This is a genomic window from Nocardia sp. NPDC049935, from assembly GCF_055586645.1.
This window is the reverse complement of sequence record NZ_JBVJHV010000009.1, coordinates 121,522-146,462: the sequence shown is the minus strand read 5'-3', so window position 1 is coordinate 146,462 and position 24,941 is coordinate 121,522. Positions and strand designations below refer to the sequence as shown.

The window sequence follows — 24,941 nt, the reverse complement described above, 5'->3', positions numbered from 1 at the left end:
GTGCGTGTGGCAGCGCTCGCCCGCCGCAGGGTGACCGAGGCCGTGATCACCCTGCTCGGGGCGAGTGTGCTCATCTGGATGCTGATGCCGCTCGCTCCGGGTGACCCCGCCCGGATGATCCTCGTGGCGCAGGGAATCCCCGAACCGACTCCCGCGCAGCTCGGCGAACTCGAACAGCGGTTGCATCTCGACCGGCCCCTGCCCGCCCAGTACGCGCACTGGTTGTGGGGCCTGCTACGAGGCGATTTCGGAATCTCCTTCGCCTCCGGACGCCCCGTGGCCGAGGAACTCATCGACCGATTGCCGGCCACGCTGATCCTGGCGACGGTGGCGCTGCTGCTCGCGTTCGTGCTGGCAGCCGCACTCGGCATCGCCGCCGCGCAGTTCGCCCGACGGTGGCCCGACCACGGGACACGCGGCCTCGCGCTGTTGTTCGCGTCGGTGCCCGGGTTCGTGGTCGCGCTGCTGCTGATCCAAGTCTTCGTGGTGGGATTCGGCATCGGCAAGGCAGCACTCGACGGTAGCTGGCGGCAGGTGTGGATGCCCGCGATCTGTCTGGCCGTCGGGTTGGCCGATACCTGGTCGCGGCTGTTACGGGCCGAGCTGCTCGCGTTCCTGGACAGCCCGGCCGCCCAGGTGCTGCGTGCTCGTGGCGCCGGCCGGTGGCGGCTCCTGTGGCGGCACGGGCTGCCCAACAGTGCCGTCCCGTCGTTGCACGCGCTCGCCGTCGGAGTCGCGGTGCTGGTGGGCGGTGCGACCGTGGTGGAAACGGTGTTCACGTGGCCGGGGCTGGGGAGCTATGTGGTCGAGTCGGTGAGGAACCGGGATCTGCCGGTGATCCAGGCGTTCACCGTGTTCGCGGCGGCGACCTACGTCGTGACCAGTGTCGGCGCCGACCTGATCTCCTCGGTGATCGACCGGCGGATCGCGGTGGACCTATGACCCGCGCGGGCGCGGTGGTGCTCGGACTTCTGGTGCTGCTCGCGGTGGCCGGCCCACTGGTGGCCCAGTACCCGCCGAACGAACCGCATTACCTGGACAAGCTGGTCGCGCCGGGCACACAGTACTGGCTCGGCACCGATCAGTACGGCCGCGACCAGTTCTCGCGGATCGTGCACGGTCTGCGGCTGTCGATGCTGTCGGCCTTTCTCGTCCTGGCGGGTTCGGCCACCATCAGCCTGCTCGCCGGCGTGTGCTGCGGGATCTACGGCGGTCGGCTCGACCGGGCCGCCACCCGGCTGATCGATATCGTCCTCGCCATCCCGGGCTTGGTGCTGGCCCTGGCCGTCGTCGGCCTGTTCGGGCCCGGTTATGTCAACCTGCTGGTCGCGCTGGTGATCTCGAGCTGGGCCGCCGACGCCAGGATCGCGCGGGCGCTGACCCTGGAAACCCGAACCCGCCCGTCTGTGATCGCGGCCCGGGTCGCGGGAGTGAGCAGGCCCGCGATCGTCTTCCGTCACCTGTTGCCCGCGGTCCTGCCGCCGTTCGCGATCGTCACCACGCTCCGGCTCGGCGGGATCGTGGTCTCGCTCGCCGGACTGTCGTTCCTCGGGCTCGGAGTGCAGATGCCGGAAGCCGAACTCGGCGCCATGCTGGGCGATGCCCGCCGCTTCCTGACCGCCGCACCGTGGTTGCTCGCGGCCCCTTCGGTCGCGATCCTGGCGATGGCCGCCGCCGCCAACCTCATCGCCGAAGGACTGCGCGGCCGCGGGAGCCCGGGAGCGGTCCGGTGAGTATCCCGATCGTGGAGGTCAGCGGCCTCACCGTCGCCTACGGTGACGACGCGCCGGTACTGCGTGATATCACGCTCACCGTGGGCCGCGGCGAGACGGTGGCCGTCGTGGGTCCCAGCGGTAGCGGCAAGACCACCCTCCTGCGCGCCCTGCTGGGCATGCTCGACACCGCCCGTGTCGAGGGCACGATCCGGATCGACGGGGTCGATATGTCCGGTCGCACCGAACGCGATTTCCGGCGCCTGCGCGGTAGCGTTGTCGGCTATATCGGCCAGGACCCGTTCGGCGCCGTGGACCCCCTGCTGAGTGTCGGGGCGAATATCGCGCAGGGCTGGCGGATCCGGCGCCGCCCGGTGCCCCCCGGCCGAATCGCCGCGGACCTCACCGCCCTCGGCATCACCGATCCGGAGCCACGGCTGCGCCGGCGCCCGTTCACCTGGTCCGGCGGAATGTTGCAACGCGCCTCGGTGACCACCGCCCGCGCTCTGACGCCGCCGTTGCTCTTGGCCGACGAACCGACCCACGCCCTGGACGAAACCAACACGCACCGCGTCATGGCGGCGCTCACGGCGGGTGACACCGCGGTGCTGATCGTCAGTCACGACCGCGCACTGGTCGAGCGCTACGCGGACCGCGTCTATGTGGCCACGGGCGGCACCCTGGTGGAGTCGGCGGCCGCACCCCCGCCGGAACCCGTCGCCGCCCCGGTCTCGAAACCGCCCGGCGGCGACCCGATCCTGCGCGCCGAGCAGATCAGCAGGCGCTATCCCGCCGGCGGTGGACTGGCGCCGACCGATCTCGAGGTTCGGCGTGGCGAGATCGTCGGCGTGGCAGGACCCTCGGGGGCGGGCAAGAGCACGCTGCTGCGCCTGCTCGCGGGAATCGAACCCCCCGGCGCCGGATCGGTGCGGTGGGACGGGGCGAGCGGGCCGCCGCCACCGGGGCAGGCCGGTATCGTCTTCCAGGACGCCGTCGGCAGCCTCGCCCCGCACCGCGCGATCTACCGCAGCCTCACCGAACCGCTGGTACCCCGCCTGCGCGACCGGCTGCCCGACGCCGAGGCCCGGGCGATCGCCCGAACCGCACTGCAGCGGGTGGGGCTCGGCGAGCTACCGGTCACCCGCCGGCCTCGGGAGTTGTCCGGCGGCCAGGCGCAGCGGGTCGCGATCGCGCGGGCCGTGGTGGGCGATGTCCGGCTGCTGCTGGCCGACGAACCCACCGGGTCGCTCGACGAGGACACAGCGGACCGGATACTCGGCCTGCTCCGCGATCTCGCCGACGCGGGCCTGGCGATCGTGCTGGTCTCGCACGCGGAACGCAGCCTGCGCCGCATCGCGGACACCGTGGTCAGGATCGGAGAGGATCGGGCCACGCCGGAATAACGATCTCCGCGAACAGCCGCAGGCTTTCGCGCACGGCCACCGCATCCGGCGCCGCGGGCTGCACATTGCACAGGAAATCCGTCGCGGCCGGGGCGACCGCGTCACCGGCGACCATTCCCGCGACCTCGGCGCCGGAGCCCAGATAGCAATGCCCCAGATCGACATAGTCGCGGGCGGAGAAACCGGCCGGGAAGCGCCCGGCGTCGGCCGCGACCCGCACCCAGCGCTCGATCCCGGGCCGCATATGCCCGAACGCCTCGGCCGCGCTACCCGCGCACAGCACCGACCGCGAAACACCCACCCGTGGCGCCCGTCCCCGCGCGACCTGGGCCGCGCGGTACTCCGCTACCCGGGCGGCGGCGATCTCGTCCCGCGGCCCCCGCGGTGACGAGGTCCGGCCGGCCAGTACGCCCATATCGTGTTCGGCGGCCAGTGCGAACCCCGATTGCGAGGCGGTGCCGATCCAGAGCCGGTCCCGCAGACCCGGTGCGGGCGGTACCAGGCCGCTGCCGGAATCGAGCAGTTCCCGCAGCCGGTGCAGCGTGTCACCGAACCGCTCGTGCCGGCCGGCGTGATCGCGGCCGAACAGCCGGGCCGTGGCTTCGTCGGCCCCGGCGCCCAGACCCAGTTCGAGACGTCCGCCGCTCAACGCGTCGACAGTGGCGGCGTCCTCGGCCAGCCGGATCGGGTCCTCCAGCGAGCCCACGACGACTGCGGTGCCCAAGCGGATCCGGGTCGTGTGCTGCGCGATCGCCGCGAGCAGTACCAGCGGTGACGGGCAGTGCGCGTGCTGCGTGCCGAAATGGTGCTGCGCGACCCAGAAGGAATCGAAACCCAGTTCCTCGGCGTAGACGGCGAAATCGACCGTGTCCCGGAGGGCGTTCGCCGAGTCGGTATCGCCGACCACATGCGAGATGAACCCGAATCTCATACTCCTCCGGCCTGTCGATCGCGGCATCCCGCCGGGGGCAGCGGCTGCTGTATCCGGCCGGATCCGGCACGGCCGCGCCCACAGCGGGCGGCGGGCGCTCACAGGATATGTGCCCGGGGGTCGGATACGTCAGATGATGCCCACCCCGCGCAACTCATCGATTTCCGAACCGTCGAGGCCGAGCAACTCGCCGTAGACATAGTCGTTGTCTTCGCCGAGGCCGCGCCCGGTGTGCTCGACAACCGCCGGGGTCTTCGTCAATCGTGGCACCGGGGCCTGCAACCGCATCGTCCCGAGATCGGGATCTTGCACGGGCACATAGGTTTCGCGCGCCACCAGATGCGGATCGGCGAGGAGCCGGGGTGCGTCGTAGACCGGGGCGGCGGCGACGTCCTCCGCCTCGAAGACGGCCATGGCTTCGTCGAGGGTCCGGTCGGCGATCCACTCGGCGACCGCGGCATCCACGGCATCGGCGTTCTTCAGGCGTTCCTGCGGATCCCCGAAATTCGGATGGTCGGACAGATCAGGGCGGCCGATCGCCTTGAAGATGCGTTTGGCAACGGTCGGCGCGCTGCCGGAGACCGCGATCCACTCGTCGTCTCTGGTCCGGTAGGTGTTGCGGGGCGCGCTGATATCCCATTTGTTACCGAATCGGGCCTGCACCACCCCGAGCTGATCGTAGGTGAGCACCGACTGCTCGATCAGGCGCGCCAGCGGTTCGATCAGGTTCAGATCGATCAACTGCCCGGTGCCGTTGTGGAGGTCACGATGGTAGAGGGCGGCGAGGACCGCGTAGGTGCCGTTCAGCGCGGCGACCCCGTCCGCGAGCATGAACGAGGGCAGGGTCGGCGGTCCGTCCTTCTCGCCGGTGGTGTGGGCGAATCCGCTGATCGCCTCGCCCAGAGTCCCGAACCCGGGACGGTCGCTGTCGGGTCCGCCGGCTCCGAACCCGGTGACGTGCAGCATCACCAGGCCCGGGTTCTCCTGGGCGAGGGACTCATAGGTGAGACCCCATTTCGCGAGCGTCGACGGCCGGGTGTTGACAATGATGACATCGGCTTTCGCGGCGAGTTTGCGCAACAGTTCCTGACCGGCGGCCCGGCGCATATCGAGGGTCGCGGTGCGCTTGTTGCGCCCGACGCTCTTCCACATCAGGCCCTGCCCGTCCTTCTGCGCACCCCATTTGCGGATGGCATCGCCCGTGCCCGGCTGCTCGACCTTGATCACCTCGGCGCCCAATTCGCCCAGATAGGTCGCCACCAGCGGACCGGCGGCCAATGAGGCCGCGTCGATCACGCGGATCCCCTCGAGTGAACGCGTCATCTCGATACTCCTCTGCGCGACCTGTTCACCGCTGGGCGGCGCTGATGATGCGGCGGGCACGGTCGTAGATCGGGTAGTCCACGAGGCGTCCGTCGACCACGATGGCGGCCGCGCCTTCGGCCTCGGCCGCGGTGAACTGATCGACGATCGTCTGCGCGGTGGCGACCTCTTCGTCCGAAGGCGCGAATCCGAGATGGCTCAGCGCCACCTGGCTCGGGTGGATGAGCATCTTGCCGCGGAAACCCATGCGACGGGCCTGGCGGCACATGGCGACGAACTCGTCGCTCTTGCGGAAGGCGATGAACGGTCCGTCCAGCGGTGCCGACACCCGGGCGGCACGAGCGGCGATGACCAGCGCGGACCGCGCGTACAGCAGTTCCTCCGCACCGTCGGAATGATCCAGCCCGTCGATACCGAGATCGAGCATGAAGTCGTGGGCCCCGAACACCGCTGTTTCGATACGGGGGCTGGCCTGCAGGATCTGCCGGGCGTCGGCGATGCCGAGGGCACTCTCGATGAGCACCAGCAACCGGGTGGAACCCGCGGCCACCCCGTGCTCCTGTTCGGCGGCGGTCAGCCATTCGTCCGCGGCGCGCACCGTCTCGACATCTTCCACTTTCGGCAGCACGATGCCGTCGAGAGCGGGCTGGACGACGGCTTCGATATCTCCCTGGGTGCGGCCCGTGGACGGGTGGTTCACCCGGACGTAGGAGCGGACGGCGGCGATCTCGGCGATTCCGGCGCGCGCCTGTTCCCGGGCGGCGGTCTTGTTGTCGTCGGCGACCGCGTCCTCGAGATCCAGGGCCGCCGCGTCCGGCGCGAGGTCGAGCATCTTGCGCACGTTGCGCATCGAAGTGGCCGGGCAGAACAGCAGGGAGCGCAGCGGCGCGATGGTTTCCGAAGCGACGGATGTCGATGTCATGGGTTCCTCTTCGATGATCGCCGTGGACGAGCCGGGCCGCCGGGCGTGCGGCTTCCGTATTGCTCCCACTCCCATTTTGGATACAATCGACAGTATTCGCGCAGTCGCCGGGTCGCGTCAAGACGTCCCGTCGTGGACATCCCGGTCCGGTACTGCCGCCCGAGAGAAAGCCGAGTTCGTATGCCACGTCCGCTCCGACCCCGCCGATCGGCGCTCTACCTGCCCGGCAACAACACCCGGGCGATGGACAAGGCCCGCACGCTCGCGGCCGACGTCCTCATCTTCGATCTCGAAGACGCCGTCGGCCCCGACGCGAAAGCACCGTCGAGGACACGGGTGTGCGAAGCGGTCGCCGCCCGCGCCTACGGTCCGCGCGAAGTCGTCGTGCGGATCAACGGTCTCGGCACCGAATGGCACGACGAGGATCTCGCCGCCGTGGCACGCTCCGGCGCCGACGGCGTGCTGGTACCGAAAGTGGAGACGGCACAGCAGGTCCGGGACCTCTCCGCGGCGCTGGATGCGCTCGGCGCGCCACCGGAGCTGACGCTGTGGGCGATGGTCGAGACGCCCGGCGCCTTCCTTCGGGCCGAGGAGATCGCGGCGGCCCACGACCGCCTGGCCGTTCTCGTCATCGGCACCAACGATCTGGTGAACGACCTGCACGGCCGGCATGTGCCCGGACGTGCACCCGTCCTGGCCGCGCTGTCGCTGGCCGTCCTGGGAGCCCGGTCGGCGGGGAAGGTGATCCTCGACGGTGTATTCAACGCGATCGCCGATGCGGCCGGTTTCGCGGCGGAGGCGAGCCAGGGCCGCGATATGGGCTTCGACGGGAAGACGGTGATCCATCCCTCGCAGATCGGGCCGGCCAACGACTGCTTCGGGCCGTCGGCGGACGAAGTGAGCTACGCCGAATCCGTGGTCGACGCCTATACGCGGGCCGTCGCGGCAGGTGAGAGCGTGATCGTGGTCGACGGCCGGATGATCGAGAGCCTGCACGTCCGCGACGCCGAGCGGATCCTCACCCTGCACAAGCTGATCGAGGAGGGCCGGGTCCATGCCTGACACCCGCACCGCGGAAAAGGCGACCCGCCATCTGCGCCCCGGCGGCCCCTATTTCGACGATCTCGCCGTCGGTCAGCGCTTCGATTCACCCGGGATCACCCTGTCCAGCGGCTTGGCCGCGACACATCGCGCGATCCTCGGTGACCGCAGTGTCCTGGCCCTCGACGCGGAGATGGCGGCCACGGCGGTGGGCGCCGCCGGCCCGCTGGCACATCCCGGTCTGGTGTGGGATGTGGCGATCGGCCAGTCGACGCAGTTCAGCCAGCGCGCGAAAGCCAACCTGTTCTATCGCGGGCTGCAACTACACCGGCTGCCCGAACTCGGCGACACCCTCTACACCGGCACCGAGGTCATCGGGTTGCGCGAGAACTCGCGGAAGGAAGGCCGCTACCCGACCGGCATGATGGCACTGCGCATCAGGACCACCGACCAGCACGGCCGCACGGTACTGGACTTCGCGCGCTGCGCCATGATCCCGATGAGCGATGCCGAGGTGACCACCGGTCACAGCGACGACCTCACCGCGATCTCCGGCGCGGTGGACCTCGCCCGCGCACGGGCCCTGGTGGCCGAGTGGGATCTGACAGGACTGCCCACCGGCACGGCCCCGGAAGCCGGCGATCGATTCACCGCGGCCGCCGCCGATGTGGTCACCTCGGCCCCGGAACTGGCCCGGCTGACCTTGAATCTCGCGGCCGTGCACCATGACCGGCGGGCCGCGGGCGGCCGCCGGCTCGTCTACGGCGGGCACACCATCGGCCTGGCCGCGGCCCAGCTGTCGAAAGCGATGCCCCATCTCGTCGCCGTCCTCGGCTGGAACAGCTGCGACCATCTCGGCCCCGTCCACGAGGACGACACCGTCTACAGCACGATCGAGGTCGAATCCACCGAATCGCTCGGCGGCGGTGCCCGGCTCGTGCAGCTGCGGTCCCGGGTGTTCACGGTCGGCGGCACCGAGCAGGAGGACGGCGCGGTGCTGGACTGGCGGCTGGTCGGGGTACTGGCGTGAGCGCCGGAGTCCTCGACGGGATGCGGATAGTCGAAGGGTCCGCGTTCGTCGCCGCGCCCCTCGGCGGTATGACCCTGGCGCAGTTGGGCGCCGATGTCATCCGGTTCGACCAGATCGGCGGCGGTCTGGATTATCGGCGCAGGCCGGTCACCGATACCGGGCACAGTCTGTTCTGGGCCGGGCTCAACAAGGGCAAACGGTCCATTCAGGTGGACTTGCGGTCGGCGGAAGGCCGGGAACTGGTGCAGGCCCTCGTCACCGCGCCCGGTGCCGACGGCGGAATATTCCTCACCAACTTCCCCGCCACCGGCTGGCTGGACTACCAACGCCTGCGCGAACGCCGTCCCGATCTGATCATGATGGCGCTGTCCGGTAACTACGACGGCACCAGCGAGGTGGACTACACCGTCCACCCTGCCACCGGGTTCCCGCTCATCACCGGCCCCGCCGACAACCCGGACCCGGTGAACAGCGTGCTGCCCGCCTGGGATATCGCGCTGGGCAGCCTGGCCGCCACCGGAATACTGGCCGCCGAACGTCACCGTTCCCGGACCGGCGCGGGCCGGCTGGTCCGGGCCGCACTGTCGGATGTCGCCTTCGCGATGGTCGGCAATCTCGGTCGTCTCGCCCAGGCCGCACTCGGCGGCGATATCGCCGGCACTGCCGCCCCGGACGGCAACTATCTGTACGGTGCGTTCGGCGCACCGTTCCGCACCGGCGACAACCGCTTGATCATGGTGGTGGCCCTGACCCCGCGGCAGTGGTCGGCACTGGAAACCACCACCGGCCTGGCCGCGCACCGTGAGAGCATCACGCGATCGACCGGCGCCGACCTCGATACCGAGGGCGGACGTTATCTGGCTCGCGAACAACTCGCGCGATACCTGCGGGACTGGTTCGCCGGTCGATCCTTCCCGTCGGCCACCGCGGACCTGGACCGGGGCGGGGTGACGTGGGGTCCGTACCAGAGTTTCACCGAACTTCTCGACGATCCCCGGCTCTCGTCCGCCAATCCGCTGTTCTCCCGGGTCGAGCATCCGGGTGTGGGCACCTATCCGATGCCCGCCTCCCCGCTGGATTTCGGTGCTACCGACCGTGTGCCGGTCCGGCGTGCGCCGATACTCGGCGAGCACACCGATGAAGTGCTCTCCGGTGTACTCGGGCTGAGCGACCGCGAGATCGGCCACCTGCACGATCGCGGCCTGGTCGCCGGAACGGGGGAAACCGGATGAGTTCCGGCGCTCGATTAGCATTGCATCCAGTCGATTGAATACCGGGAGGAGTAATGGCGGGGTCGCTGAACCTCGATTCTCGGTCACTGGTCACCCAAATCGCGGATACGCTGCGCGAGCAGATCATCACCGGACAGCTCGAACCGGGTTCCCGGATCAGGCAGGACGCCTACGCCGAGGCGTTCGGCGTGAGCCGGACACCGCTGCGTGAGGCATTCCGCCTGCTCGAGGCCGAAGGATGGATCACCACCCGTCCACGGTCCGGAGCCGAGGTGGGTCGCTTCACCGCGGCGGAGGTCCAGGACATCATCACCATGCGGTTATTGCTCGAACCGCTGGCCGTCCGGGTATCGGCGACAGCGCACACCGCGCGGGACGAATCGGTACTCCGCGAACTACACGAACGTTCACGAGGAACAACCGACGCGGATGAATACGCGACCCTGAATCAGGAATTCCACTTCACCCTGTACGGAATGACAGCCGATAACAACCGGAACACTCTCCAGGCCGGGATCCACGGATACTGGGAGCGCTATTCACGCTATCGGCGAGTGTATTTCGGGCGCACCGCGGATTCGATCAGACACTCGACCGACGACCACGCGACCCTGCTCGAAGCCTGGTCGGCACGAGACGCCGATCGCACCGAAGTCGCTCTGGCCCACCATATTCTGGATGCCGGAAAAGCGCTGACGCACTCCCTCGCCGACAGCGGTACGCCAACCTTCGCACCCCAGCTCGCGGAGCTCGCCAAACGCTACAACTGGACCCAGTGATATATCATTTCTGATTGATATATTGCCCGGGCGGCCACCGTCGTCCGAAGAAAGGGGTCCCAGTGTCGGAATCGGGAGAAGCATGGCCGGTCGCCGGCGCGCCGATGGCACCCTCCGGCGCGGGAACCAACCGCGAGCGGGTCGCCCGGATCCTGCGGGAGCGCATACTCACCGGAGTCCTCCAGCCCGGCACCCGGATCGACCTGGACGAGACCGCCACCGAATTCGCAACGAGCCGGACCCCCGTCCGGGAGGCGTGCCTGGAATTGACCCACGACGGCCTGGTCCGCGTCGCGCCCCGCAGCGGAATCATCGTGCTGGGCGTCTCACCCGAATCCATTCTCGAGAATTTCGCCGTCATGGCCGCCCTGGCGGGAGTGGCGGCCGAATGGGCGGCCGAGCGCATCACACCCGAGGAGTTGAGCCGGGTCCGCGAACTCGAGGTCGAAGTCGCGATCGCCGCCCGCGCCGGTCGCGATGCCTCCGTACCGAACCGCATGTTCCACCGGGCCGTCAACAAGGCCTGCGCATCCCCGCGACTGCTGAGCATGCTCGGTATGGCAGGCCGGATGATTCCCGCGGGATTCCTCGAGGCCTTCCCCGAGCACACCCCCTGCAGCCTCGACGAACACGCGGCTCTCGTCGAAGCGCTGGCCCGGCGCGACGGCGCCGGTGCCCGCGCCATCAGCGAGAAGCATCTGCAGAACGCGGCCGAACTGCTCAGCAGCCGGGTCGCGAACCTGCCCGGGACGCCGGGCTCGGGCGCCTGACAGCCGGCCTGCGGGTTTCGTTCACACCGCGCCGCGGGTCGCCGGGATTCGAGCGACGCCGGGCAGCAGCCGAAACCACCGCCCGGCACACCGGTGCGAATCCGGATCAGCTCATCCGCGCCGGGCGGTCGAGACCCAGGTTCTCGCGCAGCGTCTTTCCGGCGTACTCCGAACGGAAGATCCCGCGCTTGCGCAGCTCCGGAACCACGAGCCGGACGAAATCCTCGAAAGCGCCGGGCAGGTGGGTGGCGGCGATCACGAAACCGTCGCAGGAACGGGATTCGAACCAGTCCTGCATCTGTTCGGCGACCTGTTCGCCGGTCCCGACGAAACGCGGGCCCTGCAGCAGGGTCGCCCGGTGCTTCGCCAGCTCCCGCAGCGTCAGCGTGCCCTGGACATGCTGTTTGACGCCCTGTACGAGACCGCGGATACCCGATACCGAATCGATCAGCTCATCGGTGACCTCGTCGTCGAGGGAGTGCCCGGAGAAGTCGTAGTTGGTGACCTCCGAGAGCAGCGCGAGCGAAGCCTGCGGATGCACCAGCTGGTTGAGGAAGATCTCTTCCTTCTCCTTGGCCATCGACTCGGTCTCGCCCACGATCGTGTACGCCATCGGCAGAACCCGGACCGCGTTCTCGTCGCGTCCGTGCTGGGTGATGATCTCCTTCTGATCGCGGTAGTGCGCGGTGGCAATATCGCGGGTGGGGTCGCCGGTGAAGATCAGATCGGCCCATTTACCGGCGAACTGGCGGCCGCGCCCGGATTGGCCTGCCTGGATGATCGGCAACCGGCCCTGCGGCGGGCGCGGGACCGTCAGCGGCCCCTGGACGTTGAAATACTTTCCCTGGTGGGCGAGTTCGTGGACCTTCTCCGGGTCGGCGAAGATCCCGCCGGCACGATCCATGAGGATCGCGTCGTCTTCCCAGGAATCCCACAGTTTCGCCACGACCTCGATGAACTCCTCGGCCCGGTCGTAGCGCTCGTCGTGACCCAGATGCTGTTCCACACCGAAGTTGCGGGCCTCGGAGTCGTTCACCGACGTGACGACGTTCCAGGCGGCCCGGCCGCCGCTGAGATGGTCGAGCGTCGCGAAGGATCGCGCCACATGGAAAGGCGGGTAATAGGTGGTCGAATAGGTCGCACCGAGACCGAGATGGGTCGTCGCGGCGGCCGCGGCGCCCAGGACCGACATGAGGTCCATCTTGATCGGCCGCGCGCCGTAGCGCACGGCGTCGGCATGCGACCCGCCGTAGATCGACGGCATCGCCAGCCGGTCGTCGAAGAACATGAGATCGAAGGTGCCCTCTTCGAGCACTCGCGCGACCCGCTGGTAGTAGCGCAGGTCGAGGAAGTCCGGCGCGGCGCTCGGATACCGCCACGAGCCCGAGTACACGGTCACGTTCGAGGCCTGCATGAATGCGACCAGGGTCATCTGGTCGTCCCGTTTCGCCGCCATTGGCGCTCCTTTCGATATGCCAACCGCAGCTGACACATTAACTGTATATTGATATATCTAGCATTGATCGCGCTGGTAGAGGTCCCGATCCGCGGATTCATGCGTCCAGCAACCCCGGCCCAGACCGCTACGGCCGCCGGTCAGGCTCCGACGTGGAGCGCGTGGAAGCCGCGCCGGAAGTAGACCGAGGGGATTTCGGCGCCGACCGCGGTCTTGTCCACGCGCCCGAGCAGAATCATGTGATCACCCCCGTCCGGCTTACCGTGCGCGGTGCAGTGCAGAACCGCACTGGCCTCGGTGAGCACCGGAAGCCCGTCCTCGGACAGCCGGAAATCACCGCCCGCGAACTTGTCGGCGCCCTTGGTGGCGAACCGATAGGCCAGATCGGTGTGTCCGGCGTGCACGAAATGAATCACCCACCGGTCGGCTCGCTCGAACGCTTCGTAGCACTGGGCCGTCTTCGCCAGGCACGTCAGCACCAACGGCGGGGCCAGCGAGACGGAACAGAAGGAACTGGCCGTGAAACCCCACCAGCGCCCGCTCTCGTCCGCGGTGGTCACGATCGTCGCACCGCTCGGATACGACGCCATCGCCGCCTTGAAGCGGTCCGCCTCCGGCCCGTCCGCCATGGATGAGACCACATCGACCTCCCGAATATATCAACTTCCAATTGATATATTAGATGCCCGCGGCTCTCGGTCAAGGGTTCGACTGCTCTGAGATTTCAAGAACACGTCTGTCAATCAGGTTTGGCACCAAGCGCCCCGTCCACCGGTATGCCCGCCCGGCGGCCCGCGGCTGCGCCGGATAGCCTGTGCCCGTGGTATCGAGGGGAACTGGTCCGGGCACCGCGCGGCGCCCGGCCGCCGCGCTGGCCGCGGTCACCGCCGTAGTGTTCGTGACATTCCTGGACACCACGGTGGTCAGCGTCGCGCTCGGCGATATCCGCAGCGATCTGAAAACCGATGTGACCTCCCTGCAGTGGGTCGTCAACGGTTACACCCTGGTTTTCGCGTGCCTCATGCTCGCGGGCGGATCATTGGGTGATCGCTGGGGGCGCAAGCGGGTGATGATCGCCGGTCTGGTGATCTTCTGCGCCGGGTCGGTGGTTTCGGCGCTGGCGGCCAGTGTGCCGGTGCTGATCGCCGGCCGGATGATCATGGGTGTGGGCGCGGCCGCCTCGGAGCCGGGCACATTGTCGGTGCTGCGGCATATCTTCCCCGGAGAGAAGTCCCGGGCGAAGGCGCTCGGGGTGTGGGCGGCCGCGTCGGGTCTCGCGCTGGCGGCCGGGCCGGTACTGGGTGGAGTGCTGGTGCACGCGTACGGGTGGCGCTCGATTTTCTGGGTCAACCTGGTGATCGGAGCGGTGGCGCTCGTGGTCGCCGTCTGGTCGGTGCCGGAGAGCGCCGATCCGCGGCCCGAACCGATCGACTGGGCCGGCGCGCTCCTCGGCGCCGCCTTCCTCGGCGCGGTGATCTACGCGGCGACCAGCGGTGAAGAGGTCGGCTACACCGCCCCTTCGGTGATCGCGCTGTTCGTCCTCGGCGCGATCGCGCTGATCGCTTTCGTCGCCGTCGAACGCCGGGCCCGCGCACCGATTCTCGATTTCCGCTACCTGCGGTTGCCGGCGGTGCGCGGTGCCCTGGTGGTCGCCTTCGCCGTGTACTTCGGAATCTTCTCGATCTTCTTCTTCACCGCGCTGTATCTCCAGGTGATGCATTCCTATTCGGGTGCGCGCACCGCGACCGTTTTCGCGCCCATGGCCGCCGCGATCATTGTCGGGTCGCTGGGCGCGGGTTACTGGGTGGCGCGGCGCGGCGCCCGGATCCCCCTGATCGTCGGTTGCGTACTCGGTGCGAGCGGCATCCTGCTGACCCGGCTCGCGCTCGCCGGGCCGATCCAGGATCTCCCGCTCTCGGGCGCGATGGCGCTGGCGGGTGCCGGCTTCGGGATCGCGGTGGTGCCGTTGACCTCGGCCGTGATGTCCGGGGTGCCCGCCGAACATTCGGGTATGGCCGCCGCCGTCACCAATACGATGCGCCAGGTCGGTGCGGCGTTCGGGGTGGCGATCCTCGGCGCGCTGGTGAATTCCCTGCTCACCGGGGATCTGCGGCAGCGGATGACCGAACTGGGCCTACCGTCGGAACTACAGCCCGGTGCGGTCGAGGCCGTCGAACGCGGCGGTATTCCCGAAGGGATGAATATCGGCCCGTATTTCCCGTATCTGGGCAAACTCAACGAGGTGATAGAGACCGGCAAGACCGCGTTCCATCACGGCCTCGACGTGGCATTGCTGGTCTCCGCGATCATGATTCTGGCGGCTGCCGCGTTCACCGCCCTGGATACCGCCAGACACCCCGCCGGGAAGTAGCAGATCCTCTCGGAGGCACCGGATTCTCGCCCGCGTCGGATTCGTGGCCGAAACCCGGTGCCTCAGCTTCCACAATCCCTATCCCTGCTCGTTCGAGTGCGTCGAGCACGTCCTCGGCCGTTTCAGGGAGCAACGTGCCGTTGGTATGTCGCGATCCAGCGTGACCGGCGCGGAGAGGGCTCCCTGGGCGGCGTTCAGGGCGTGAGCACGATTCGGCCGAAGACCACGCCTTGATCCATGCGGCGATGCGCTTCGGCGGCCGATCCCAGCGGAAGGACCTCATGAACGACGGCGTGCAGTTCGCCGCGTGCGGCGGCGGCGAACTGTTCGGCCCGGACGGCGTCCCTGGCCGGTATCCCGACGGTGTCCAGGCTGAAGGTGGCGACGGACCGGGAATGCCGGAACGCGCCGAGCAGGCGGACGCCGAAGTCGGCCGGCGGCAGCCCGGCCACCGCACCCACCACGACATAGCGGCCGTTGGGGGCCAGCCGGTCGAGGAACGCGGGCATCCCGGCGCCGCCGGCGATATCGATTATCACGTCGAAGGATGACGGTGCGGCCGGATCACCCGCGCCCGCCCGGTCGAGGACATGGGTCGCTCCGAGGGCGCGGAGCCGGTCGCCGCGTTCGGGTGACGACGTCGTGACCGCGACCGCGGCCGCACCCGCCCGCACCGCGACTTCCACCGTCGCGATGCCGATACTGCCGGCCGCACCGCGCACGAGTACGGACTCCCCCGGTGTGAAATGCGCGTGAGCAAGCGCGAAATGGGCGACCGGGGCGGCACTGCCGATGGTGACAGCGTCGATCGGCGACAGTCCAGCGGGAAGTGCGACCACGTCACCGATCGGCGCGACGGCCTGTTCGGCGTAGCCGCCACCGAGGCCGGTGAACGCCCAGACCCGTCGTCCCACCCACGATTCGGCCACGCCTGCCCCGGTCGCGATCACTCGCCCGGCGATCTCACTCCCGGGGATCAGCCCTGCGGCGAATCCGAAGTCGCCGAGCGTCCCACGGCGGATCACAGCGTCGACACCGCCGACTCCGATCGCCTCCGTCCGAATCACCACCTGCCCGGTGTCCGGGGCCGGGGCCGGGGCCTCGATCACCGCCATACCACTCGGTTCGCCGAATTCCCGGATCGCCACTGCGCGCACGACTACCTGCCTCTCAGTCCGTTCTGCGGTACGTTGGCGACGGTAGTGGACGCCCCCGTCCGTTTTATCGAAGTGAGACTCATGACCGATCGATTGCCTCGGATACTGCGCGGCGACGCGCAGGACAACCACGACCGCATCCTCCGGGTCGCACGGGCGCTGTTCGCGGAACGCGGAATCGACTTCACCATGCGCGAGATCGCACGCCGCGCCGAGGTGGGGCCGGCGACCCTCTACCGGCGCTTCCCGACCAAACAGATACTGGTCGACGCCGCCTTCGCCGACGAGATGCGGTCGTGCCACGGGATCGTGGCGGACGGTTGCGCCGATTCCGACCCGTGGCGTGGGTTCTGCTCTGTTATCGAACGGATCAGTGTGCTCAACTCGCACAACCGGGGGTTCGTGGATGCGTTCCTCGCGGCGAACCCGGAAACCGATAGTTTCGCCGCGCACCGCGCGACCCTTTTCCGGATGCTCGGTGAGCTGGCCCGGCGCGCCCAGGCCGCCGGTGGACTGCGATCCGACTTCGCCATCGACGACCTCGTACTGGTCCTGCTGGCCGCGCGCGGGCCCACCACGATTCCGATACCCGCCCGGGAAGCCGCCGCGCGCCGCTTCGCCGCCCTGGCCATCGATGCCTTCCGGGAGTCGGAGGCGAACTCCGGTCTGCCGCCCGCCCCCGCACTGTTCCACAGGGGCGCGGTCCGCTGACCGGGGTCTGCTACAGCGGCGTCACGTAGGCGCCGCTGATGCCGCCGTCGACCAGGAACTGGGACGCGGTGATGAACGAGGAATCGTCACTGGCGAGGAATGCGACGGCCGCGGCGATCTCCTCCGGTTCCGCGAAGCGTCCGACCGGCACGTGGACCAGCCGGCGGGCGGCGCGTTCGGGGTCCTTGGCGAACAGTTCACGCAGCAGCGGTGTGTTCACCGGGCCCGGGCACAGGGCATTGACCCGAATACCGTCGCGGGCGAACTGCACGCCGAGTTCGCGGCTCATCGACAGCACTCCGCCTTTGGAGGCGGTGTAGGAGATCTGCGAGGTGGCCGCGCCCATGACCGCCACGAACGAGGCGGTATTGATCACCGAACCCTTGCCGCGCTTGAGCATCCGCGCGATCGCGTACTTGCTGCACAGGTACACCGAGGTGAGGTTGACCTCCTGCACGCGGCGCCACGCATCGATGCCGGTGGTCAGGATCGAATCGTCGTCCGGGGGTGAGATACCGGCGTTGTTGAACGCGATATCCAACCCGCCGTAGGTATCCACCGCGCTCTGGAACAGTGCCTCGACCTGCGCTTCGTCCGTGACATCCACCTGGACGTACAGGCCGCCGACCTCCTCGGCGGCGGCCCGCCCGGTATCGGCGTCGATATCGGCGACGACCACCTTCGCCCCTTCCGCGGCGAACCGGCGGACCGTGGCCAGGCCGATTCCGCTCCCGCCACCGGTGACGACGGCTACTCGATCCTGTAGACGCTGCACTGTATCTCCTGTCGAATGTGCTGGCCGGCTGCCTTCCGCTGGAAGCCGGCTACGTGGCGAGGAAGACGTTCTTGGTGTCGGTGAACGCGAGTGCGGCATCGGGTCCGAGTTCGCGGCCGAGCCCGGACTGTTTGAATCCTCCGAACGGAGTCCAATACCGCACCGAGGAATGCGAATTCACCGACAGATTGCCGGCCTCGACTCCGCGCGCCATCCGCAGCGCCCGGCCGACATCGCCGGTCCAGATCGAGCCGGACAGGCCGTAGGTCGTATCGTTGGCGATCCGCAGCGCGTCGGCCTCGTCGTCGAAGGGCAGCACCGCGACCACCGGTCCGAAGATTTCCTCCGTCAGCACCCGGTCGGACGCCGATCCGGGAAGCACCACGGTCGGGGGATACCAGAATCCGGGGCCGTCGGGTGCGCTGCCAGTGAACGCCACCGTGGTCGAGGGCTGCACGAATTCGGCGACGCGCGCCCGGTGCGCGGCGGAGATCAGCGGCCCCATCTCGGTGGACTCGTCGGCCGGATCCCCCACCCGGACGCCCTGGACCGCCGGTTCCAGCAGCTCGAGGAAGCGATCGAAAACACTGCGCTGCACCAGAATGCGTGACCTGGCGCAGCAATCCTGGCCGGCGTTGTCGAACACCCCGTAGGGCGCTGTCGCCGCGGCCTGTTCCAGGTCGGCGTCGGCGAAGACGATATTCGCGCTCTTGCCGCCGAGTTCCAGGGTCACCCGTTTCACCTGCTGTGCGCAGCCGGCCATGATCTGCTTGCCCACCTCGGTGGATCCGGTGAACACCACCTTGCGGACCGCGGGATGGGTGACGAAGCGCTGCCCCACCACCGAACCCGCACCCGCCACCACCTGAAACACTCCCTCCGGCAAACCCGCCTCGAGGGCGAGTTCGCCGAGCCGCAGCGCGGTGAGCGGCGTGAGTTCGGCGGGTTTGAGGACCACGGTGTTGCCTGCCGCGAGCGCGGGCGCGAAACCCCAGGCCGCGATCGGCATCGGAAAGTTCCACGGCACGATCACCCCGACCACGCCGAGCGGTTCGTGGAAGGTGATGTTCACGCCCCCGGCCACCGGGATCTGCGCGCCCAGCAACCGCTCCGGCATCCCGGCGGCGTAGTGCAGCAGATCGCGGACATTGCCCGCCTCCCAGCGCGCGTTACCGAGGGTGTGCCCGGAGTTGGTCACCTCGAGCCGCGCCAGGTTCTCCAGGTCGGCGTCGACCGCTTCGGCGAACCGCCGCAGTAGCCGGGCACGGTCGCCGGGCGCCACCTCCCGCCAGGTGAGCCACGCCCGCTGGGCCGCGGCGACGGCGGCGTCGGTTTCCGCTTCGCCGGCCAGTTCGACGGTCGTGACGACCTGTTCGGTCGCCGGGTTGACCACCTGCGCTGTCGTCACGAGTCACGTTCCTCTCGGTAGCTGTCCGCTGCTTCGACCAAGGCCCGGATGATCCGGAGATCGGCGGGGTCGGTTTCGGGATGCCATTGCACCCCCACCAGGAACGAACCGTCGGTCGCCTCCGCGGCCTCGATTGTGCCGTCGACGGCGTGAGCGGTGGCGGTCAGGCCCGCGGCGATCCGGTCGAGAGCCTGGTGATGATGGCAGTTGACCTTCAGTTCGGCACCCACCAGTGCCGCGACCCGGCTGCCGTCGACGGTCCGCACCCGGATGGGTGTGAAACCGCCCGGTGTGCCGGAATGCTCGTCGTGGCCGACGATATCGGGCAGATGGGGGATCAGTGTGCCGCCGAGTGCCACGTTCGCCAACTGCAGGCCGCGGCATACCGCGAGGATCGGCATCCCGGCTGCCCTGGCCAGCTCGAACAGGCCGAACTCCGATTCGTCGCGGTCGGCCCGGGTATAGCCGGGCGCTCCCGCCGGGCCGCCGTAGCGGGCGGGATCGATATCTGCGCCGCCGGTGAGCACCAGCCCGTCGAGCCGGCCGATCAGCTCGCGGCGCGCGACGCCCGCCGGTGGTAGCAGAACCGGGATTCCGCCCGCGGCCACCACCATCTCGACGTAGGAGTGGGGCAGCACCGCGCCCGGCAGATCCCATGCGTTGAAGCGCGTCCGCTCCACATACGTCGGCAACCCGATCACCGGACAGGACACGGGTGGGTGCGGGAGGGTGTGCACACCCGGACTCGTATCCCGACCTGTGGCTAGCGGCGGCGCGGAATCAGAGCCGTTCGAATCCACGGATCCGCTCCCAGTCGGTAACGGCCGCGTCGTAGGCGTCCAACTCGACGCGTGCCGCGTTGCCGTAGTGGTCGACGACTTCGTCACCGAAAGCCGCGCGCGCTACGGTGCTGTTCCCGAACAGCTGTGCCGCCTCGCGCAGCGTATGCGGAACGCGCGGCCGATCGCTGCGATAGGCATTACCCCGGAACTCCGGTTCCAGCGGCAGCTGCCGATCGATGCCGTGAAGTCCGGCCGCGATCAGGGCCGCCACGGCCAGATACGGATTCACATCACCGCCGGGTACGCGGTTCTCCATCCGCAGCGAGAGCTCCTCACCGACCACGCGAATCGCACAGGTCCGGTTGTCCCATCCCCATACCGCCGCGGTCGGAGCGAAACTACCGTCGGCGAATCTCTTGTACGAATTGATATTCGGCGCCAGCAGGTACGTGAATTCCCGCAGGCAATCCAGCTGGCCGGCGATGAAATGTCGCATCAGCGCCGACAACCCGCTGGCGCTGTCTCCGGCGAATACCGGTTCACCCGCTTCGCTGCGCAAGCTGAGGTGAATATGACACGAATTACCTTCGCGTTCATTGTATTTCGCCATGAATGTGAGACTGCGACCCTCCTGTGCCGCGATCTCCTTGGCCCCGGTTTTGTAGATGCTGTGATTATCGCATGTCACCAGCGCCTCGTCGTACCGGAACGCGATCTCGTGCTGGCCGGGATTGCATTCACCCTTGGCCGATTCGACATACAGTCCGGCGCCGCTCATCTCCTTCCGGATGCGGCGCAGCAGCGGCTCGACCCGACCGGTTCCGAGCATCGAATAGTCCACGTTGTACTGGTTGGCCGGTGTCAGTCCGCGATACCCGGAATTCCAGGCCGCCTCGTAGCTGTCGTCGAACACCATGAACTCGAGTTCGGTCCCGGCGAACGCGCGCAGGCCCCGCTCGGCGAGCCGGTCCAGTTGCTTGCGCAGCACCTGGCGCGGCGATACGGCGACGGGCCGCCCCCGCGGCGTCACATGCTCCACATCGCACAGCAGCAGCGCGGTGCCCGGCCACCACGGCGCCCACCGCAGAGTGTCCAGGTCCGGCCGCAGCACCACATCCCCGTACCCGGTATCCCAGGACGACAGCGCGTAACCGTCGACGGTCGCCATATCCACATCCACCGCGAGCAGATAGTCGCAGGCCTCGGTGGCGTGCTCGACCACCTCGTCCAGAAAATACCGGGCCGCGCAGCGCTTGCCCTGCAATCGGCCCTGCATATCGGTCATCGCGACGAGCACCGTATCGATCTCGCCCTCGTCGACCCGGTCGCGCAACTGCGCCACACTCAACATTCCGCTACGCATCCACGACCCCTCTCGGCCCACCGTGCTCACGCTAGAGCACCACGGACCTGCCCGGTCGGCAACTCGACGAGGCCTCGGGCACCGAGTACCTTTCGCGGTCCGGCGGCAAGGCGCCTATCGCCGAGCAGGCGGGTAGTAACCGAGATGGTCGTCCTCCTCACCTCCTATCCGACGAGGGCCGCCGGCCCACCGCGCTGATGGGCCACGCCGGAGGGATCAGGCGTGCTCGTGCAGGGCGCCCCACTCGGGGAAAGGGTCGGCGTACCTCTCCCACGCCTTCGCGCCTTCCGCGTATTCGACGTCGGTCAGCAGCGCGTCCTCGAGTTGCGCCCGCAGCCCGTCGCGGTCCAGTTTCACCCCGATGAACACCACCTCCTGACCGGGCGCCATATCGAGCGCGGACCACCACCCGGTCGGTTCGAAGGTCAGATTCGGGCCCGCCTGCGACCACAGCGCCGCCACCTCGGACCGGGTAGCGATCCAGCAGAACCCTTTGCTACGCAGCACCCTTCGCAATCCACCGAGCACATCCGCAAGACGCCGCGGGTGGAAGGGACGATCGGCGGTGAAGGTCAGACTGCTGATGCCGTATTCCTCGGTTTCGGGAATATGCGTCCCGGCCAGCTCGTCCTGCCAGCCCTCGGCCGTCGCCGCGGCGACCGGATCGTAGCGACCCGTCCCCAGCACCTTGTCCAGCGCGACGACCCCGTTCCGGATGCGGATGACCTCGGCGCGGGGATTCATCCGGCGCACCATGGTCTCGACCGCGCCCGCCAGCGGTTCGCCGACCAGATCGGTTTTGTTGATCAGTACGACATCGGCGAACTCCACCTGATCCGAGAGCAGATCGGCGATACCGCGTTCATCGCCCTCGCCGGCCTGCAGATCGCGCGAGGCCAGCGATTCGCCCTTGGAAACCTCGGTGAGGAAGGTGGAGGCGTCCACCACGGTCACCATGGTGTCCAACCGGGCCAGTTCACCGAGCGAGAAGCCGTCCTCGAATTCCCATTCGAAGGTCGCCGCCACCGGCATGGGCTCGGAGATCCCGGTGGATTCGATCACCAGTTGGTCGAATCGGTTCTCCCGGGCCAGGCGCCCGACGGCCTCGATCAGATCTTCGCGCAGGGTGCAGCAGATACATCCGTTGGTCAGTTCGACCAGTTTCTCCTGCGTCCGGTCGAGATGTCCCTGCCCGGCCACGAGCGCGGCGTCGATATTGACCTCGCTCATATCGTTCACGATCACCGCGACCCGGCGTCCCTCCCGGTTGGCGAGGATGTGATTGAGCAGGGTCGTCTTTCCGGCGCCGAGGAAACCGGAGAGCACGGTCACGGGCAGCTGGGACGCTACGGTGGCAGTCATACGCAAATGATAACCGTTTTCATTAGTGCCCTGTCATCGGGCTCTCACGGTCTCTTCGCCACTCCCCTGCTCACCCGAATCGGCGACGCCTCCAAGAAATTCCAGGCCGCCACCACGAACTTCGTCAGTGTGTTCGTCCAGGCCGTACCGTTCCTGGTGCTCGGCGTGCTGGTGAGCGGGGCGATCGCCGCGTTCGTCTCGCCCGCCCTGCTGCAGCGGATGCTGCTTGCACGCCATCTCGGGCGTCCACGCCGAGCGCTCCCGGCTCGATTTTCCCGATCAACGGGAGCCGGCAGCAACCGGTCGCCGGACAGCCCGGACGGAGGGCTGCCCATACCTCCGGCGGCCATCCGGATTCACCGGGCATCGCCCTCGTCACACTTCGGCGTCGTCCTCGTCGTGAATCCGGAACTCCGGCGAGGTACCGCTGATCGGAACACTGTCGCTACCGAACCGCACGGCGTCGCCGAAGTAGCGGATCCGGTAGCGGCCGGGCGTCGCGTCCGGGGGGCTGTGCCAGGTGACGGTGACCCGCGAACTCGAGGCGGGCCCACGCGCCCAGGCGAAAGTGGTCGACCAGTCGCCGTCGTCGGCGATGGTCCGCCAGCGCTGTTCGTCGTGGCGCTGCACCATGAGATACGTGCTGCCGCGATGGAGGTTGTGGTTGGGATGCGCGCCGGCGAACTCGACCTCCACCTTCTCCCCCGCGCGATAGGACGAAGCGGGCTCGGTGAGCACGTCACCGAAATCGCACCCGGGGGGCGGGAAGTCCGGCGGGACAGGCGTTGTCGCGGACTCCCACAACTCCGACAGATCCGGCGCCTCGACCTCGGAGGCGACCGGAACCTCGTCACGCATCGCGGTCGCGAGCCCGGCCGCGATCTGCTGCAGGGCCGGCAGCGCCCATCGGCCGAACAGGCTGCTCGCGCCCTCATAGCGCTGTTCGTCGTACTCTTCGGGGGTCGTGACGTAATGGATGTAGGCATTGCTGTATCCGGCGACCAGCACGTTCACCGGCTCTACGCCCAGGACGGCGGCCACCGTCCGCCGCAGCCGCAGGCCGGCCGTGATCGTCACCTCGCCCGGAATACCCAGGAGATACAGCTCGCCGATCTGGAGCAGCTGCACCGGCACGATCTCCGCGACGAGCGGCCCGAACCGGTCGAGCAGTCCGCCCGGGGCGACAATGGCCTTGGGCGCCTGGGCATCCCGCAGCGACGGCGAGAATCGGTACGCGATTCGCGACAGCAGCCCCCAGCCCGGATTGCGGCCTTCGCGAAAGGTCTTCCAGCCGGTGGGCCCGTCGAAGCCCGCGCCGGCGAAGGCGGCCGCACCGCCCGCGGGCCGTCCGGTGCGGTGCTCACGGTCGTCTCCGGTGAATTCCGCGGAGACGGTGATCGCGGACAGATCCACATTCACGGAACGGTGATCGATCCTGCCGGCCATCCGGGGCATGTAATCCGCGGCGAGTTTCGCCGCCGCCTCGTACTGACGCAGCCCGACGATCCGGGTGTTCTCGAACTCGTCACCGGTCGGGCCGGTACCCGGCTTTCCGGCCAGGTTGGGCGACATATCACCGGTGTTGGTCTGCGCGAACGCCGCGACGAAGTCGGGATCCGGGTCCGCCAGATAGTTCACACCTTCGACCTCGTGCTCCCAGTGATAGGCCGCGTATCCCTTGTTGTCGCCACTGATCAGTGTGTTCCGGTTCGTCATCGACGTACCGTGGGTGGCGAACCAGTTGACGGCGCCGATCGGTTCGCCGTCACGGTCGATGCGGAGCAGGGTCGTCTGCGGGTCGATGGCATCGGGAAAGAACTCTCGTTCCTCCTGCGGGTTCCGGTCGAACGCCGCCCGCGCGCGGTTCACGCTGGCATCGCGCAGTTCGCCGTGCGCCAATCGCAGGGTGGCCGGCCCGATGTCCTCGTGCGCCCGCTCGACCGCTTCGAGGATGCCGTCCACGATCGCCGCGAAGGTATCGGGCCGGAATCCGCCGGGGCGGTTGTACAACCGGTGATGTGAATAGCCGCCCGGTCCGCAATGGGTATGCGTCGCGGTGAGCATCACATTCGACTCGGTGTAGGTGTCGCCGAACCGCTGGGCCAGGCGGCGCAGTACCTCCTGGGTGACGCCGGAGAAGATCAACGGCAGCTCGTTGACGATCAGCAGCACCCGCCGATCGACGATCGGATCGGCGAAGACGAAAGCGCGCGAACGCAATCGGAGATGGATACCGGCGGTCAATTGCTCTGCCCGGCCGTAACCGAGCATGCCGGCCTCGGCCGCTTCCCCGGTGATGTCGGCGATGGCGCGCCCGACCAGGTGGCGGTCGGACGAGTATTTCGGTTCCGGCATCGACCTCTACTTCTGTTCTGTTGGAATAGGCCCGCGAGAGCGGTTCGGATACACGGAC

General features: G+C 68.3%; 22 protein-coding genes. 10 read left to right on the top strand and 12 right to left on the bottom strand.

The window, feature by feature from the left end; all coding sequences use genetic code 11:
• From ACZ6SF_RS29245 to ACZ6SF_RS29235, 3 genes are read left to right on the top strand one after another with little or no spacing between them, the layout of a single operon-like run.
• Complete coding sequence (locus ACZ6SF_RS29245; protein ID WP_466066393.1) at positions 1 to 942, top strand: ABC transporter permease; 942 nt, start codon at positions 1 to 3, stop codon at positions 940 to 942.
• A complete protein-coding gene (locus tag ACZ6SF_RS29240; RefSeq protein ID WP_466066391.1) occupies positions 939 to 1,733 on the top strand; it encodes an ABC transporter permease in 795 nt (264 codons plus the stop codon). The genes ACZ6SF_RS29245 and ACZ6SF_RS29240 overlap by 4 nt, the downstream gene beginning before the upstream one ends.
• A complete protein-coding gene (locus tag ACZ6SF_RS29235) occupies positions 1,730 to 3,115 on the top strand; it encodes an ABC transporter ATP-binding protein (protein ID WP_466066390.1) in 1,386 nt (461 codons plus the stop codon). Before ACZ6SF_RS29240 ends, ACZ6SF_RS29235 begins: the two co-directional genes overlap by 4 nt.
• Here the strand turns inward: ACZ6SF_RS29235 and ACZ6SF_RS29230 are convergent.
• From ACZ6SF_RS29230 to ACZ6SF_RS29220, 3 genes are all read right to left on the bottom strand, one after another.
• Positions 3,081 to 4,046, bottom strand: coding sequence for an LLM class flavin-dependent oxidoreductase (locus tag ACZ6SF_RS29230; RefSeq protein ID WP_466066389.1), 966 nt, complete (start codon positions 4,044 to 4,046; stop codon positions 3,081 to 3,083). The two genes, ACZ6SF_RS29235 and ACZ6SF_RS29230, sit on opposite strands and share 35 nt — an antisense overlap.
• 129 nt (positions 4,047 to 4,175) lie before the next feature.
• Positions 4,176 to 5,369, bottom strand: a complete 1,194-nt coding sequence (locus ACZ6SF_RS29225) for a CaiB/BaiF CoA transferase family protein (RefSeq protein ID WP_466066387.1) — start codon at positions 5,367 to 5,369, stop codon at positions 4,176 to 4,178.
• Positions 5,370 to 5,394: 25 nt separating this feature from the next.
• Positions 5,395 to 6,291: an HpcH/HpaI aldolase/citrate lyase family protein gene (locus tag ACZ6SF_RS29220; RefSeq protein WP_466066386.1), complete on the bottom strand. Its 897-nt coding sequence runs from the start codon at positions 6,289 to 6,291 to the stop codon at positions 5,395 to 5,397.
• A gap of 180 nt (positions 6,292 to 6,471) precedes the next feature.
• On the opposite strand from ACZ6SF_RS29220, the gene ACZ6SF_RS29215 reads away from it, so the two are divergent.
• The 5 genes from ACZ6SF_RS29215 (at position 6,472) to ACZ6SF_RS29195 (ending at position 11,143) form a co-directional block, all read left to right on the top strand.
• Positions 6,472 to 7,353 carry an HpcH/HpaI aldolase/citrate lyase family protein gene (locus tag ACZ6SF_RS29215; protein ID WP_466066384.1) on the top strand — a complete coding sequence of 294 codons (882 nt, stop codon included), beginning with the start codon at positions 6,472 to 6,474 and terminating at the stop codon, positions 7,351 to 7,353.
• On the top strand, positions 7,346 to 8,362 hold the full coding sequence (locus ACZ6SF_RS29210; RefSeq protein WP_466066383.1) for a MaoC family dehydratase: 1,017 nt from the start codon (positions 7,346 to 7,348) through the stop codon (positions 8,360 to 8,362). Before ACZ6SF_RS29215 ends, ACZ6SF_RS29210 begins: the two co-directional genes overlap by 8 nt.
• Positions 8,359 to 9,594 carry a CoA transferase gene (locus tag ACZ6SF_RS29205; RefSeq protein WP_466066381.1) on the top strand — a complete coding sequence of 412 codons (1,236 nt, stop codon included), beginning with the start codon at positions 8,359 to 8,361 and terminating at the stop codon, positions 9,592 to 9,594. The genes ACZ6SF_RS29210 and ACZ6SF_RS29205 overlap by 4 nt, the downstream gene beginning before the upstream one ends.
• A 53-nt stretch (positions 9,595 to 9,647) precedes the next feature.
• On the top strand, positions 9,648 to 10,373 hold the full coding sequence (locus ACZ6SF_RS29200; RefSeq protein WP_466066380.1) for a GntR family transcriptional regulator: 726 nt from the start codon (positions 9,648 to 9,650) through the stop codon (positions 10,371 to 10,373).
• A 104-nt stretch (positions 10,374 to 10,477) separates the two neighbouring features.
• Positions 10,478 to 11,143, top strand: coding sequence for a GntR family transcriptional regulator (locus ACZ6SF_RS29195; RefSeq protein WP_466066552.1), 666 nt, complete (start codon positions 10,478 to 10,480; stop codon positions 11,141 to 11,143).
• Positions 11,144 to 11,249: 106 nt separating this feature from the next.
• On the opposite strand, the gene ACZ6SF_RS29190 is transcribed toward ACZ6SF_RS29195, so the two are convergent.
• Both ACZ6SF_RS29190 and ACZ6SF_RS29185 read right to left on the bottom strand, forming a co-directional pair.
• A complete protein-coding gene (locus ACZ6SF_RS29190; protein ID WP_466066379.1) occupies positions 11,250 to 12,599 on the bottom strand; it encodes an LLM class flavin-dependent oxidoreductase in 1,350 nt (449 codons plus the stop codon).
• 140 nt (positions 12,600 to 12,739) lie between these two features.
• A complete protein-coding gene (locus ACZ6SF_RS29185) occupies positions 12,740 to 13,240 on the bottom strand; it encodes a flavin reductase family protein (RefSeq protein WP_466066378.1) in 501 nt (166 codons plus the stop codon).
• Between the two features lie 179 nt (positions 13,241 to 13,419).
• Between ACZ6SF_RS29185 and ACZ6SF_RS29180 the strand changes: the two genes are divergently transcribed.
• A complete protein-coding gene (locus ACZ6SF_RS29180; RefSeq protein WP_466066377.1) occupies positions 13,420 to 14,970 on the top strand; it encodes an MFS transporter in 1,551 nt (516 codons plus the stop codon).
• A gap of 194 nt (positions 14,971 to 15,164) precedes the next feature.
• Here ACZ6SF_RS29180 and ACZ6SF_RS29175 read toward each other — a convergent pair whose 3' ends face one another.
• Positions 15,165 to 16,127: a zinc-binding dehydrogenase gene (locus ACZ6SF_RS29175; RefSeq protein ID WP_466066376.1), complete on the bottom strand. Its 963-nt coding sequence runs from the start codon at positions 16,125 to 16,127 to the stop codon at positions 15,165 to 15,167.
• A gap of 81 nt (positions 16,128 to 16,208) precedes the next feature.
• Here ACZ6SF_RS29175 and ACZ6SF_RS29170 point away from each other — a divergent pair, with 81 nt between their 5' ends.
• The gene (locus tag ACZ6SF_RS29170) at positions 16,209 to 16,838 is read left to right on the top strand and encodes a TetR/AcrR family transcriptional regulator (RefSeq protein WP_466066374.1); all 630 of its coding nucleotides are present in this window, start codon (positions 16,209 to 16,211) and stop codon (positions 16,836 to 16,838) included.
• Between the two features lie 10 nt (positions 16,839 to 16,848).
• Here ACZ6SF_RS29170 and ACZ6SF_RS29165 read toward each other — a convergent pair whose 3' ends face one another.
• From ACZ6SF_RS29165 to ACZ6SF_RS29140, 6 genes are all read right to left on the bottom strand, one after another.
• A complete protein-coding gene (locus ACZ6SF_RS29165) occupies positions 16,849 to 17,613 on the bottom strand; it encodes a 3-oxoacyl-ACP reductase (RefSeq protein WP_466066372.1) in 765 nt (254 codons plus the stop codon).
• A 49-nt stretch (positions 17,614 to 17,662) separates the two neighbouring features.
• Complete coding sequence (locus ACZ6SF_RS29160) at positions 17,663 to 19,021, bottom strand: aldehyde dehydrogenase family protein (RefSeq protein WP_466066370.1); 1,359 nt, start codon at positions 19,019 to 19,021, stop codon at positions 17,663 to 17,665.
• Positions 19,018 to 19,722, bottom strand: a complete 705-nt coding sequence (locus ACZ6SF_RS29155; protein ID WP_466066551.1) for a gamma-glutamyl-gamma-aminobutyrate hydrolase family protein — start codon at positions 19,720 to 19,722, stop codon at positions 19,018 to 19,020. Before ACZ6SF_RS29155 ends, ACZ6SF_RS29160 begins: the two co-directional genes overlap by 4 nt.
• Before the next feature lie 79 nt (positions 19,723 to 19,801).
• Positions 19,802 to 21,166 carry a glutamine synthetase family protein gene (locus tag ACZ6SF_RS29150; RefSeq protein ID WP_466066368.1) on the bottom strand — a complete coding sequence of 455 codons (1,365 nt, stop codon included), beginning with the start codon at positions 21,164 to 21,166 and terminating at the stop codon, positions 19,802 to 19,804.
• Positions 21,167 to 21,382: 216 nt separating this feature from the next.
• Entirely contained in the window at positions 21,383 to 22,528 is a 1,146-nt protein-coding gene (locus tag ACZ6SF_RS29145) for a GTP-binding protein (RefSeq protein ID WP_466066367.1), read from the bottom strand.
• Positions 22,529 to 22,903: 375 nt separating this feature from the next.
• Positions 22,904 to 24,883 (bottom strand): neutral/alkaline non-lysosomal ceramidase N-terminal domain-containing protein, encoded by a 1,980-nt coding sequence (locus tag ACZ6SF_RS29140; protein ID WP_466066365.1) that lies wholly within the window; start codon positions 24,881 to 24,883, stop codon positions 22,904 to 22,906.
• Positions 24,884 to 24,941 lie beyond the last annotated feature (58 nt).

Bases quoted from the DNA above. Each gene is read 5' to 3' on its own strand.
- ACZ6SF_RS29240 (WP_466066391.1), top strand. From the start codon at position 939: ATGACCCGCGCGGGCGCGGTGGTGCTCGGACTTCTGGTGCTGCTCGCG.
- ACZ6SF_RS29230 (WP_466066389.1), bottom strand. From the start codon at position 4,046: ATGAGATTCGGGTTCATCTCGCATGTGGTCGGCGATACCGACTCGGCG.
- ACZ6SF_RS29225 (WP_466066387.1), bottom strand. From the start codon at position 5,369: ATGACGCGTTCACTCGAGGGGATCCGCGTGATCGACGCGGCCTCATTG.
- ACZ6SF_RS29220 (WP_466066386.1), bottom strand. From the start codon at position 6,291: ATGACATCGACATCCGTCGCTTCGGAAACCATCGCGCCGCTGCGCTCC.
- ACZ6SF_RS29215 (WP_466066384.1), top strand. From the start codon at position 6,472: ATGCCACGTCCGCTCCGACCCCGCCGATCGGCGCTCTACCTGCCCGGC.
- ACZ6SF_RS29210 (WP_466066383.1), top strand. From the start codon at position 7,346: ATGCCTGACACCCGCACCGCGGAAAAGGCGACCCGCCATCTGCGCCCC.
- ACZ6SF_RS29200 (WP_466066380.1), top strand. From the start codon at position 9,648: ATGGCGGGGTCGCTGAACCTCGATTCTCGGTCACTGGTCACCCAAATC.
- ACZ6SF_RS29195 (WP_466066552.1), top strand. From the start codon at position 10,478: ATGGCACCCTCCGGCGCGGGAACCAACCGCGAGCGGGTCGCCCGGATC.
- ACZ6SF_RS29190 (WP_466066379.1), bottom strand. From the start codon at position 12,599: ATGGCGGCGAAACGGGACGACCAGATGACCCTGGTCGCATTCATGCAG.
- ACZ6SF_RS29170 (WP_466066374.1), top strand. From the start codon at position 16,209: ATGACCGATCGATTGCCTCGGATACTGCGCGGCGACGCGCAGGACAAC.
- ACZ6SF_RS29150 (WP_466066368.1), bottom strand. From the start codon at position 21,166: ATGCGTAGCGGAATGTTGAGTGTGGCGCAGTTGCGCGACCGGGTCGAC.
- ACZ6SF_RS29145 (WP_466066367.1), bottom strand. From the start codon at position 22,528: ATGACTGCCACCGTAGCGTCCCAGCTGCCCGTGACCGTGCTCTCCGGT.
- ACZ6SF_RS29140 (WP_466066365.1), bottom strand. From the start codon at position 24,883: ATGCCGGAACCGAAATACTCGTCCGACCGCCACCTGGTCGGGCGCGCC.